Below are 11,636 nucleotides of genomic sequence, written 5' to 3' on the forward strand. Positions count from 1 at the left end.
GCTCTACTCGCCGTCATCGCCATGCACCGAACCTCACTATGGAGACGGTACCTTCGGAGTCCGGCGAAGCTGTTCTCCATCGGGCTGGCGCAGGCCGCGCTTCTGTCGAATTCGCGAAGGCCGGGACAGGACCTGTCACGACGCCAGCTCTGCAGCCGGGCGCGTCAGGGCCGCCACGGCTCGCCACAACTCCGCTTGTGAAGCCGTGATCGCGCCGATGCGGTCGCGCAGTTCGACTTCATCCCTGTCGAGGACAACGAGAGCGAGCTCGATCATGCGGCCCGTTTCCTCCGGAGCCGCTGCTCCGGCCGAGCGGCGCGCAGTGACGGATTGAGTCGGATCGATGGCCCGTGCCAGCTGGTCGGTCGAAAGCGTGACCGGCCGGCCGAGCACTGTTTCAGCCGCATGGCTGACGTCCTCCGGGGACAAGGCCGTCGGCGCGATGCCGGCAGCCAGCGCTGCGCGCACCAACTCGGCGACGACGTGGTGCGCCTGCCGGAATGACAGCCATGCCTCACGGACGAGGCAGTCGGCGATATCGGTCGCCGTCGAGAAGCCGGCCGCGGCGCGGACGCTCATGGTCCCGATCTCGGGCTCAACCGCCTCCGTTACGATGCGGGCGACCGTCAGCGCATTGCGGGTGAGCCGCAGCGCCGGCCAGAGCGGCGCCAGAGCGGATCGGCCAGTGTCGCCGGCGTGGCTGAAATGCCCGCCTTTGACGATGGCGAAGCTCGCGACCACTCCGCCCAGGACCTCTCCGGCGCTCGCCTTCAGATATTCGATCGCGATCGGGTTCTTCTTCTGGGGCATGATGCTGGAGGTGCCCACGATCCGGTCCGGGAACGAGATCAGCGCGAACTCCTGCGTGCCCCAGACATAGAGGTCCTGGGCGAAACGTCCCCAGGTCGAGGCCAGACTCAGCATGGCCGCGGAGAGGTCATGGGCGTAATCACGCGAGGTGACCGCGTCCTGCGCATGCAGCATGACCGCCTCGAAGCCGAGCAGCGCGGCCAGTCGAGCGCGATCGATCGGGACCGAGGTGCCGGCCAGCGCGCAGGCGCCGAGCGGACACAGGTCGATGGCGCCGTAGGCATCGAGCAGTCGCTGCGTGTCGCGCGCCAGCGCCTCGGCGACTCCGGCAAGATAGAAGCCGAAGGTGATCGGCTGTGCCGGCTGGAGATGGGTATAGCCAGGCATCACCGTCGCGGCATGGTCCTGCGCGCGTTCGAGCAAAGCCCGCCGCAGCGCGATGCAGCAGCCGGCCAGGTCTAGCGCGACCCGCCGCGCCGTCAGCCGGTCGAGCGTGGCGTTTATGTCGTTGCGGCTGCGGCCGAGATGCAGGCGGCCGCCCGCCTCGGCGCCGGCCTGCTGCATCAGCGCCGCCTCGAAGTTGAAATAGCCGTCCTCGCGGGCAGGATCGCATTCGATCGCTTCGGCACCGGCCTCCCGCAGCGCGATCAGCGCTGCGGCGAGCGATGTTGCATCTCCTTCATCGATCAGCCCCACCTCCCGCAGCATCACCAGATGGGCTGCGTTGACGGCGCAGAGGTCCTCAATGCCGAGAGCGAGTTCACGCTCGATCCGCGGCCGGAACACCAGCTCCTGGATCTCGGGCGCGAGCGGTTCAGACAGCCGTGGCGTCACCTTCGACATCGGCCGGCTCATGCCTCGAAGGGTGTACCGTCATGGCGAACGAAGCGGCGCCCGCGACCATCGGGAACCTGCAGAAGATCGTCGTCCGGATAGGTCGAGACGTTCTCGTCGGCGATGGTGCCGACCTCAATGAAGACGAGCGGTGCGGTTCCACGGTTGACGATCTGATGGCCTATCGCCTGCCCGGCGGGGAAGCCGGCGGACTGGCCGGGTTTCAGGACTTCCTCGCCCGCATCCGTGACCAGGGTCGCCTCGCCATCGAGCACGAGCACGTATTCGTCCTCATGGCTCTGCCAGACCCGGAGGGATGAGGCCGCTCCCGGCGGCAGCTCGACATGGACGACCGACAATCTGCGCAGACCCGCCTGCAATCCGAGCCGGCGCTTGCGTCGGCCGCGGACCGGCTCCTGCAGGTGCGCCGGATAGGTCGAGCGGGTGTCGGGCTCGATGGTGCGGGGATCGATGACGCGGGTGGTGCTGGACATGACGTATTCCTGTTTGGCGCAGCCGTGCCGAAGCACCGGATGCAGAAGACGGTAACGGCGACCTGAGAGACGAGATTTCCTGCTGGCCCGCTCGATGACAGGAATTGCGCGATCGCGAGCCCGCTGGTGGCACAAGCTGTCAGCTCAGCGGATCGAGCCGAGGAAGGCTGCGAGCCTTTCGGTCTGCGGCCGGGCGAGAAGCTCCCGTGAGGCACCGGCCTCCGCGATCTGCCCGCTCTGGAAGAACACCGTCCTGTCGGAAACCTCACGCGCGAAACCCATTTCGTGGGTGACGATCAGCATGGTCTGGCCGTCCTGGGCCAGGCCGCGGATGACGGCGAGGACCTCGCCCACCAGCTCGGGATCGAGCGCCGAAGTCGGCTCGTCGAAGAGCAGCAACTCGGGCTCGACTGCGAGCGCCCGGGCGATGGCGACGCGCTGCTGCTGGCCGCCGGAGAGCTGCGATGGATAGGCATCCCGCTTGTCGAGCAACCCGACCCTGGCGAGCAGCGCCAGTGCTTTTTCACGAGCCGCGGGCTGCGCCACGCCCTGGACATGGACCGGCACCTTCATGACGTTTTCCAGCACCGTCCAATGCGACCAGAGATTGAACTGCTGGAAAACCATCGCCGAGCGCCGACGCAACCGCTCGACGCCGCGCACCTGCGCGACCGTCCGCGGCCCGGCCTGAATGACCTCGCCGTCGAACCGGATCTCGCCGGCGTCGGGCCGTTCGAGGAAGTTGAGGCAGCGCAGGAAGGTGCTTTTGCCCGAACCGCTCGCGCCGATGATGGCGACGACCTCGCTGCGGCGCGCCGTAAAACTGACACCCGCCAAGGCTGGGAAGCTGCCAAAGCTCTTGCGCAAGCCGACGGCTTCGATGATCGGGGCGCTGCCGGCAGCCGGGCCATCCATGGTTTCGCAGGCCCCGGTCATTCGGCGATGTAGGCCGTCTTGGTCTGGGTGAAGAACTCGAAGGCTCCCAGCCCCATCTCCTTTGGACCGTGGGCGGAGGCGCCGCGGCCGCCGAACGGCACGTGATAGTCAGAGCCGACGGTCGGCAGGTTGACCATCGCCATGCCGGCCTCGATGTCGCGGATGAAGGCGCGCGCCTTGGCATGGGAGCGGGTGAAGAGGCCGGCGCTCAGGCCGTAGGGCGTGGCGTTGGCAACAGCCATGGCTTCGTCGAAATCACCGACCCGCAATACCGAGGCGACGGGGCCGAATATCTCCTCGCGATTGATCCGCTGGTCCATCGTCCCGGCAAGGAAGATCGCGGGCTCCAGATAGTAGCCCTGCGTGCGCGCCTCGAGCACGCGGCCGCCGAAGGCCAGCTCGGTGCCCTCCGCGCCGGCGCCGGCAAGATAATCCCGCACCCGCTGGCGCTGCGCTTCGCTGACCAACGGCCCGATATCTGTCGTCGTGTCGAGCGCGTGGCCGATCCGCAACGCCCTGGTGCGCGCGATCAGACGCTCGACGAAGGCATCGTGGATCCCGTCCTCGACGATGAGGCGGCTGCATGCCGTGCAACGCTGCCCGGTCGAGTAGAAGGCGCCGCGCACCGCGGCGTCGACGGCCTTGTCGAGATCGGCATCGGCGAGCACGATCAGCGGGTTCTTACCGCCGAGCTCCATCTGCAGGCGCGCGCCGCGCGATGCGACCGCGGCCGCGATTTTCCGGCCGGTCGCGGTCGAGCCGGTGAAGCTGACCGCGTCGACCTCATTGTCGGCGATCAGCGCGCCGCCGACCTCGCCGCCCCCCATCACCAGCTGAAACACGCCGGGCAGAAGCCCTACATCGTGAATGATGGCCGCCAAGGCCGAGGCGGTGGCGCAGGTCAGCTCCGATGGCTTGAGCACCACGCAATTGCCATAGGCGAGCGCCGGCGCGGTCTTCCAGGCCGGGATCGAAAACGGAAAGTTCCAGGGCGTCACCAGCGCAACGACGCCGACCGGCTCGCGCCGAATGTCGACATCGACGCCGGGCCGCGTCGAGCGCAGAGAAGCACCAGCGAGACGCACGGCTTCGCCGGCGAAATACTTGAAGGTCTGGCTCGCCTTGACGATCTCGGCCTGCGCCTCGGGCACGGTCTTGCCCTCCTCACGCGCGAGCAGGCTTGCCAGCGCCGCGCTGCGCCGCATGATCTCGTCGCCGATGCGGTCGAGCAGCTCGAAGCGCAGCTGTGGCGGAGTTTTCCGCCATGTCGGCTGGGCCCGCCGCGCCGCTGCAATTGCCTCCGCGACATCTTCCGGCCCTGCGACACATGCCTCCGCGACGATCTCGCTGGTGTCGGAGGGGTTCTCGCGGACGAGGCGCGTATCCGAGCCGCGCCAGCGTCCATCGACATAGTTCTGCAAGGGCTCGGACAAGGCTGGCTCCACAAAGGTTCGTGCATCCACCTGCACACCCCGCCAGTGTCCGTGGCCAAGCCGGACATAAAACGTCGTTTCCGCCGCGGTGCCGGACATCTTTCGTCCCGCTTCACAGGCCTTTGGACGATTGTTTCGCCGGCGGCTCCCTAGTCTTGGCGATGTGGCTGCGGGCTTCGGAACCCTTGGCCCAAGGCGATGACAATCACGATCAGAGCGCCAAGAATGGGGAACGACATGCGACGGAACAGCCGTATCGGCCTATTGGTGTCCGCGGCCGTCCTGGCCGGGCTGAGCTGTGCCTCGGCACAGGAGAAGAAGGCGAGGCTCGCCACCGACGGCAATTACCCGCCGTTCAATTTCACCGACCCGTCCGGCAAGGTCGTCGGCTTCGAGGTCGATCTCGCCGGCGAACTCTGCAAGCGCGCGAAGCTCTCCTGCGACTGGGTCACGCAGAGCTTCGACGGCATGATCCCGGGGCTGAATGCGAGCCGCTTCGATGCGATCATGGCGTCGCTCTCGATCACAGAGAAGCGGGCCGAGTCGATCGACTTCTCGCTGCCCTACTATGCCGGGCCGACCCAGTTCGTTGCTGCGGCCGGCAGTGCGATCAGCAGGATGGAGCCCGGCAAGGGCCAGACGCTCGACCTGCGCGAGATGACCGAGGACAAGAAGAAGACCCTCGCGGAGATCGCAGCGGCGCTCGCCAAGGCGACGGTCGGCGTCGAGCGCGCCTCGACCCATGCCACCTTCATGCAGCAGCTCTTCCCCGAGGTGAAGGTCCGCATCTACGACAAGGAAGAGAGCCTTTATCTCGACCTCGTCAGCGGGCGGATCGACATGGTGGTGAGCGGCTTCAGCCCGATCCGCAGCTTCATCGAGCGCCAGAAGAAGGAAAACCGCGACTTCGTCGTCTTCGGACCGGCATTGCGCGGCGGGGCGCTCGGCAAGGGCATCGCGCTCGGCTTCCGCAAGAACGAGAAGGAACTGCGCGAGCTGTTCGACCGCGCGATCGCCGAGGCGACGCAGGACGGCACCGTGACCAGCCTCACCCAGAAATGGATGGGCTTCGACGGCGCCGTCCGCCCGGTCGCGGCCAATCCATGAGCCTCATCGAGCTCCTGGCGTTCGGGCCGGGCGGATGGGGCAGCCAGATCCTGCGCGGCACGGCGATGACGCTGCTCATCGCCGTGCTGGGTTTCCTCGGCGGCAGTCTCGTCGGCATCCTGCTCGCGGGCGCGCGCCTGACCGGCCATCCGCTGCTCGCCTGGCCGGCGCTGGTCTACACCACCGTCGTTCGCGGCGTGCCGGAACTCCTGGTTCTCTATCTGCTCTTCTTTGGCGGCGGCGAGCTGTTCCGCCTGATCGGAACCGTCATGGGTTATGGCGGGACCAGTTCCGCCGATGCGTTCGGCGCCGGTGTCGCCGCCATCGCGCTGATCTCCGGCGCCTACAGCGCCGAGGTGTTCCGCGGCGCGATCCGTGCCATCCCGCCGGGCCAGGCCGAGGCGGCCCGTGCTTTTGGCATGCGGCGGCTCCAGCTCTTTCGCCTGATTCTGCTGCCGCAGCTGCTGCGCTACGCACTGCCGTCGCTGGGCAATGTCTGGCAGCTCACCTTGAAGGACACGGCGCTGATCTCCGTGACCGGGCTCGTCGAGCTGATGCGGATCACCGATATCGCCGCCGGCTCGACCCGCATGCCCTTCCTGTTCTACTCGGTCGCGATTCTGATCTTCCTCGGCCTCACCGGCCTGTCGAATCTCGCCTTCGAACGGGCCGAGCGCCATTTCGAGCGCGGCGCGACGCGCGGGCGGCCGGCATGAGACCGGAGTTGATCCTCGAAGCCTTGCCGGCGCTGCTGGCGGCCGTGCCACTGACGCTGCAGCTTGCCGTGACGGCGACATTCGCCGGCTTCTTCCTGGCCGTCCTGATCGCGCTCGCCCGCCTTTCCGGCAATCGCCTCCTATCCGTGCTCGCCTATGCCTATGTCTACGCGATCCGCGGCACGCCGCTGCTGCTGCAGATCTTCTTCATCTATTTTGGCCTGGCGCAGCTCGACAGTATCCGCCAGTCCAGCCTGTGGCCGCTCTTTCGCGACGAGCATTTCTGCGCCCTGCTGGCGCTGGCGCTCAACACCGGCGCTTATGGCAGCGAGATCATCCGCGGCGGTCTGCAGGCGGTCGGCAAGGGCCAGGTCGAGGCGGCAAAATCGCTCGGCCTCTCGACCTGGCTGCGCTTCCGCCTCGTCGTCTTCCCGCAGGCGGTGCGCCAGATGCTGCCGGCCTATGGCAACGAGCTGATCCTGATGGTGAAGGCGACCTCGCTCGCCAGCACCGTCACCATCATGGAAATCACCGGCAAGGCGCGCGCGCTCGCTTCCGAGACCTACGCTCCGATCGAGATCTTCCTCGCCGCCGGCGCGATCTACCTTGCCCTCAACCTCATCCTGACCTCGGCCGTACACGCGCTGGAGGCAAGGCTCGCGAGCCGTGGCGGCTTCGCCATGGCCGGCTGACTTCGGAGACATCATGCTGATCGATACCTTCACGCTCGAACGAACCCAGTCGCTCTGGGAGAACACCGTCGCCTACAACCTGACCGAAAGCGGCCTGCACCCGTTCACGATCCGCGAGCTCCTCGGCAAGGACGAGATCGAGGCGCTGCTCGACCTGCCACTGGGCTATGGCCACACCGAGGGCGAGCCGGATCTGCGCACCGCGATCGCCGCGCTCCATCCCGGCGCGAGCCCCGAGCAGGTGCTGGTCACGACCGGCTCCTCGGAAGCCAACCTCGTCACGCTGCTCAGCCTGCTCGAAGCCGGTGACGAGATCGTCTTCGTCACACCCAACTTCATGCAGATCCACGGTCTGGCGCGAGCCTTGGGAGCGAATGTCCGCCAGGTCCCGCTGCGCCTCGGGCAGGGGCGCTGGCGGCTCGACCTCGACGAGGTCGTGGCCGCGATCGGCCCGCGCACCAGGCTGATCTCGCTGTGCAACCCCAATAACCCGACCGGAGCCGTGCTGAGTGCGGAGGAGCGGCTGGGCCTGGCTGAGATCGCGAGCCGGCACGGCGTCACGCTCCATGCCGACGAAATCTATCGCGGCGCCGAGCTCGCGGGCGACGAGACCGCGACGCTGTTCGGTGCCTCGCCCGACGTGGTGGTCACCGGCGGCATGGCCAAGGCTATGGCGCTCGCTGGCCTCAGGCTCGGCTGGCTGGTCGCACCTGAGAAGCTGGTCGGCGAGGCGATGCGGCGTCAGGATTACACCACGATCGGCAGCAATGTGCTTGGCCAGCGCTTGGCGCTGCACGCCTTGCAGCCGGCACGCCGCGCAAGCATCATCGCCCGCAACCGCGTCCTGCTCCGGCGCAACCTCGACAAGCTCGCAAGCTGGATCAAAGCGCGCGCCAGCATCTTCGCCTGGGTTCCGCCGGAAGCGGGCGCCATGGCGTTCCTGCGCTACGACCTGCCGATCAGTTCGGACGACTTCTCGCGCGAGCTGCGGGAGACCCAGAGCGTCTTCGTCGTCGCCGGTAGCTGGTTCGGCATGGAAAGCCATCTGCGCCTCGGCATCGGCGTCGATCCCGAGCATTTCGCAGCTGCCCTCGAATGCATCGACCGGTTCCTGCAGCAGCGCTTCGGGATCGCTGCCCCCACACGCTGACGCTGTCCTGGCCGGCGGCCCTCAGCCGCTGGCCAGCTCCGCGCAAACCGCCTTTGCCAGAGCGATGTCCTGCGCAGCCACGCCGGTCAGGTCGGCGATGCTGATCTGATCCTCGTTGCTACGCCCCCGCGCAGGGTTGGTGATGACCTCGCCAAGTTCGACAAGATTGCCAGCCAGGAGATAGCCAGCTGCGATCGCATGATGGGCCTCGCCGCGCAGCAGACTTTGCGAGCGGCTATCGACCACGACGCGATCGGCACGCGCCAGCAGGTCCGCCGCAAGCTCGGCCTTGCCTGGCGTATCCGAGCCGACGGCGGTGATGTGTGTTCCTGGGCGGACATGGCCGGCGAGCAGATAAGGTTCCTCCGCCGCCGTGGTCGTGACGATCAGATTGGCAGCCGCCGCCAGAGTCTCGACGGAGGAAGCCACGTCCGTCTCGAAGCCAAGCAGCGCGAGATCGGCGGCGCACCCTGCGGCCTTGCGCGGATCGCGCGCCCAGACCAAGGCGCGCCGACAGTCGGTGACCGCACGCAGGTGCTGTGCCTGCAGGCGCGCCTGAACGCCGGAGCCACAGATGCCGATGCAACTGACGGCGTTCGGCGCGAGATATTTTGCTGCGACGGCCCCGGCCGCGGCCGTGCGGACATTGGTCAGATGGCCTTCATCGAGCAGGATTTGCAACAGCAGGCCGGTCTTCGCGCTGAAGACCAGCACGACTCCACCGAAGGGCGGCAAATCTAGGGCACCGTTCCGCGGGAACCCTGTCGCGAGCTTGACCACGAAGACATCGTCGCCCCGGATTGCACCGTATTTGACGTGCATTTCGCCTGGCGGATCGTCGAGCAGCAATTCGCCGACCGGCGGCACGGTGACCTCGTCGCGCGAATAAGCAGCGAAGGCTCTTTCCATAACCGCGACCAGATCGATCTTGCCGAGGGCCCTGCGGATGTCGGCCAGGTGAACGATCTCGGTCATGATCCGATCCATTTATCTAATCGACCGGGCCGGGGCTCCGGCAACGATGCGTTCGGCGAGCATAATGCCCGCCCGATTCCAGCAATTGCTCTCGCTTCCGGCCCGGGGGAGAAATTCTGTTCTCGAATGGTGCGGCCAAGCAATTTTCTTGTTCAGCTCACTCAGGGCGGTCGCAAGCGGTCGGCTTCTCGGCCATGACGATCGCGGTGGTGATCGGCGTGATGTGCCGGACCAGAATTTTTCGGTCAGCGTGGCTACCCGATCCTGCAGCGCGACGTGCGCGACACGCCACGCTTGCCGACTGGCATCGAAATCCCGCGCAGCGCCCAGACCGAAGCGAGCTGCGCGTGATTTAGTTGCCTGTCACATATGGGCCTTGGCCTTCGATTGATGCTGGCGTGCGATCAGATTCAGCGCATTAAGCGTCACCTGGGCTGCGAGTAGCGCTGACATGCCGCCGACGTCATGTGGCGGGCTGACGGTGTTGATATTGACGCCGACGAGGTTGAGCCCGGCGCAGGCCTCCAGCACTGCGAGGCCCTCGCGCGAGGTCGCCCCGCCCCAGGTCGGCGTGCAGACGCCCGGCGCGACCGACGGGTCGAAGAAATCCATGTCGTAGGAGAGATAGACCGGCCGGTCGCCGATATGCGCGCGGATCTCGGCGAAGACCTTGGCGATGCCGCGCTCCAGCAGCTCGGCGAGCGGGATCACGTTGTAGCCGAGGCTGCGCCCGTATTCGCCAACGCCGGGCAGCATCGTCGTGCCGCGCATGCCGACTTGGTAGGAGCGGGTCGGATCGACCAAGCCTTCCTCGGCGGCGCGCCCGAAGGCCGTCGCTGTATTGTAGCCCTCGATCGGATAGGCGTCGGTATGGGCGTCGATATGGACGGTGACGAGATCGGGATAGACCCGGTGCAGCGCCCGCATCTCCGGCAGGGCGATGGCGCCGTCGCCGCCGAGCGTCACCGCGACGGCTCGCGTCTCGGCAATGGCGCCGACCGCCGCCTCGATCGCGACATAGGAGGCTTCGAGATCGCCGGGGCTGACCTTGGCATCACCGACATCGACCACGCCGAGCGCCTCCAGCGGGTTGATGCCGTTGACGAAATCGAAAGCGCGCAGCAGCAGCGATTGCTCCCGGATCGCGGACGGCCCGAGCCGCGAGCCGACGCGCTGCGGATGCGTCCCGCAATCGAAAGGCAGGCCGAGGACCACGACCTTGGCGTCGCCGATCTCGGTGCGGTGCGGGACGCCCATGAAGGTCTGGGCGAGCGAAAACGGCGCCGTTGTCATCAGTCTACCTGTGTTCTGGTCGGAGAGGCAGGGGCGGGCGGCGTCATGCCGCCCGTCGGGATCGGGCTCAGGAGGCGATTGCGTCCATGTAGCGGGCGAGGATCGTGGCGTAGTGCTGGGCGTACCACTCGTTGTCGACGGCGACCTGGCGCGCGAAGTTCTCCGGCGAGCCGCAGTCCAGCGCCTTCATCTCGGCCGGCACCATGTCGGCGGCGGCCGGGTTCACCGGCCCGTTGCCGACGCGCTTGAACAGCTCGACCTGGCTCTTCGGATCCTGCGCCGAGGCGATGAACTTCCAGGCCCCGGCCTTGGCCGGGTTGCCCTTCGGCACGATCCAGGCGCCCGGGAAGAGGATGCCGTCCTCGAAGGTGAACTTGATGTGGTCGCCGACCTCCTTGGCGAGCAGCATCGAGCGTGTGTGCCACAGATTGCCCATCACGACCTCCTGGTTGCGGAAGAGCTGCTGGCTCTCCGCGCCGGTGGCCCAGAAGATCGTGTGCGGCTTGATCTCCTTGATCTTGGCGAGCGCCCGGTCGACATCGATCGGGTAGATCTTGTCGCGGCTGACGCCGTCGGCCAGCAGCGCCGCCTCCAGCATGCCCTCGATATTGTTACGCAGCGTGCGCTTGCCGGGGAACTCCTTGACGTTCCAGAAGTCCTTCCAGTTCTTCGGTGCCGGCCCTTTCAGGGCCTTTGCGTCGTAGGTCAGCACGAAGGAATAGAGATAGGCGCCGACGCCCCAGTCCGAGCGATGCGCGGCGCGGACCTTGTCCTGCGCGACGATCGACCAGTCGACCTTCTCCAGCAGGCTCTGGCGGCCGAGCTCGATCGAGGCCGGGACGGTGCGATCGCAGACATCCCAGGTCACGGCGCCGCTCTCGACCATCGCCTTGATCTTGCCGGAGCTTGGCCCCGAGCCGTTGATGAGCGCCTTCGCGCCGGGATTGGCAGCATTGAAGGGCTGCGCCCAGATCGCGTCATAGGCCGGCACGGCATCCCCGCCCCAGTTGACGACGACGATCTCGCCGGTCTGGGCGTGGGCCGGCGTCAGGCGCAGGCCGGCCGGGATGGCTCCGAGCATCGCCAGCGCCTGCAGGAAGCGGCGGCGATGCACGCGCTTGCCCTCGGTCTCCCGGCGCAGGATCGCCAGGCAGTCGTCACGAAATTCCTGATGCTCTCTGGTCATGCCGGTCTCC

The 11,636-nt window shown here is 67.1% G+C and carries 11 protein-coding genes; 4 read left to right on the plus strand and 7 right to left on the minus strand.

Translation table 11 applies throughout. The features are described 5' to 3' along the window. Positions 1–135: 135 nt before the first annotated feature. From argH to ACWIGM_RS15695, 4 genes are all read right to left on the minus strand, one after another. Positions 136–1,653, minus strand: a complete 1,518-nt coding sequence (argH, locus tag ACWIGM_RS15680; RefSeq protein WP_454026835.1) for an argininosuccinate lyase — start codon at positions 1,651–1,653, stop codon at positions 136–138. Positions 1,654–1,661: 8 nt separating this feature from the next. Next, positions 1,662–2,138 (minus strand): cupin domain-containing protein, encoded by a 477-nt coding sequence (locus tag ACWIGM_RS15685; protein WP_454026836.1) that lies wholly within the window; start codon positions 2,136–2,138, stop codon positions 1,662–1,664. A 144-nt stretch (positions 2,139–2,282) separates the two neighbouring features. Then, a complete protein-coding gene (locus tag ACWIGM_RS15690) occupies positions 2,283–3,053 on the minus strand; it encodes an amino acid ABC transporter ATP-binding protein (protein ID WP_454026837.1) in 771 nt (256 codons plus the stop codon). A gap of 17 nt (positions 3,054–3,070) precedes the next feature. Next, positions 3,071–4,507, minus strand: coding sequence for an aldehyde dehydrogenase family protein (locus ACWIGM_RS15695; RefSeq protein ID WP_454026838.1), 1,437 nt, complete (start codon positions 4,505–4,507; stop codon positions 3,071–3,073). A gap of 237 nt (positions 4,508–4,744) precedes the next feature. On the opposite strand from ACWIGM_RS15695, the gene ACWIGM_RS15700 reads away from it, so the two are divergent. Genes ACWIGM_RS15700 through ACWIGM_RS15715 form a run of 4 tightly spaced genes read left to right on the plus strand, consistent with a single transcriptional unit; the run spans position 4,745 to position 8,172 of the window. After that, entirely contained in the window at positions 4,745–5,614 is an 870-nt protein-coding gene (locus ACWIGM_RS15700; protein WP_454026839.1) for a transporter substrate-binding domain-containing protein, read from the plus strand. Then, positions 5,611–6,330 carry an ABC transporter permease gene (locus tag ACWIGM_RS15705; protein WP_454026840.1) on the plus strand — a complete coding sequence of 240 codons (720 nt, stop codon included), beginning with the start codon at positions 5,611–5,613 and terminating at the stop codon, positions 6,328–6,330. The genes ACWIGM_RS15700 and ACWIGM_RS15705 overlap by 4 nt, the downstream gene beginning before the upstream one ends. Next, positions 6,327–7,022, plus strand: coding sequence for an ABC transporter permease (locus tag ACWIGM_RS15710; RefSeq protein ID WP_454026841.1), 696 nt, complete (start codon positions 6,327–6,329; stop codon positions 7,020–7,022). Before ACWIGM_RS15705 ends, ACWIGM_RS15710 begins: the two co-directional genes overlap by 4 nt. A 13-nt stretch (positions 7,023–7,035) precedes the next feature. Then, the gene (locus ACWIGM_RS15715; protein ID WP_454026842.1) at positions 7,036–8,172 is read left to right on the plus strand and encodes an aminotransferase class I/II-fold pyridoxal phosphate-dependent enzyme; all 1,137 of its coding nucleotides are present in this window, start codon (positions 7,036–7,038) and stop codon (positions 8,170–8,172) included. Between the two features lie 21 nt (positions 8,173–8,193). Here ACWIGM_RS15715 and ACWIGM_RS15720 read toward each other — a convergent pair whose 3' ends face one another. The 3 genes from ACWIGM_RS15720 to ACWIGM_RS15730 form a co-directional block, all read right to left on the minus strand. Continuing rightward, positions 8,194–9,159 carry a Rossmann-fold NAD(P)-binding domain-containing protein gene (locus tag ACWIGM_RS15720; protein WP_454026843.1) on the minus strand — a complete coding sequence of 322 codons (966 nt, stop codon included), beginning with the start codon at positions 9,157–9,159 and terminating at the stop codon, positions 8,194–8,196. A 351-nt stretch (positions 9,160–9,510) separates the two neighbouring features. Further along, complete coding sequence (locus ACWIGM_RS15725; protein ID WP_454026844.1) at positions 9,511–10,440, minus strand: arginase family protein; 930 nt, start codon at positions 10,438–10,440, stop codon at positions 9,511–9,513. A 67-nt stretch (positions 10,441–10,507) separates the two neighbouring features. Next, positions 10,508–11,626, minus strand: a complete 1,119-nt coding sequence (locus tag ACWIGM_RS15730) for an ABC transporter substrate-binding protein (RefSeq protein WP_454026845.1) — start codon at positions 11,624–11,626, stop codon at positions 10,508–10,510. Positions 11,627–11,636: the final 10 nt, after the last annotated feature.

Source organism: Allobosea sp. NPDC055332, assembly GCF_053645455.1.

Coding starts and splice junctions, on each gene's coding strand:
- argH (WP_454026835.1), bottom strand. CDS start 1,653: ATGTCGAAGGTGACGCCACGGCTGTCTGAACCGCTCGCGCCCGAGATC.
- ACWIGM_RS15685 (WP_454026836.1), bottom strand. CDS start 2,138: ATGTCCAGCACCACCCGCGTCATCGATCCCCGCACCATCGAGCCCGAC.
- ACWIGM_RS15690 (WP_454026837.1), bottom strand. CDS start 3,053: ATGGATGGCCCGGCTGCCGGCAGCGCCCCGATCATCGAAGCCGTCGGC.
- ACWIGM_RS15700 (WP_454026839.1), top strand. CDS start 4,745: ATGCGACGGAACAGCCGTATCGGCCTATTGGTGTCCGCGGCCGTCCTG.
- ACWIGM_RS15705 (WP_454026840.1), top strand. CDS start 5,611: ATGAGCCTCATCGAGCTCCTGGCGTTCGGGCCGGGCGGATGGGGCAGC.
- ACWIGM_RS15710 (WP_454026841.1), top strand. CDS start 6,327: ATGAGACCGGAGTTGATCCTCGAAGCCTTGCCGGCGCTGCTGGCGGCC.
- ACWIGM_RS15715 (WP_454026842.1), top strand. CDS start 7,036: ATGCTGATCGATACCTTCACGCTCGAACGAACCCAGTCGCTCTGGGAG.
- ACWIGM_RS15720 (WP_454026843.1), bottom strand. CDS start 9,159: ATGGATCGGATCATGACCGAGATCGTTCACCTGGCCGACATCCGCAGG.
- ACWIGM_RS15725 (WP_454026844.1), bottom strand. CDS start 10,440: ATGACAACGGCGCCGTTTTCGCTCGCCCAGACCTTCATGGGCGTCCCG.
- ACWIGM_RS15730 (WP_454026845.1), bottom strand. CDS start 11,626: ATGACCAGAGAGCATCAGGAATTTCGTGACGACTGCCTGGCGATCCTG.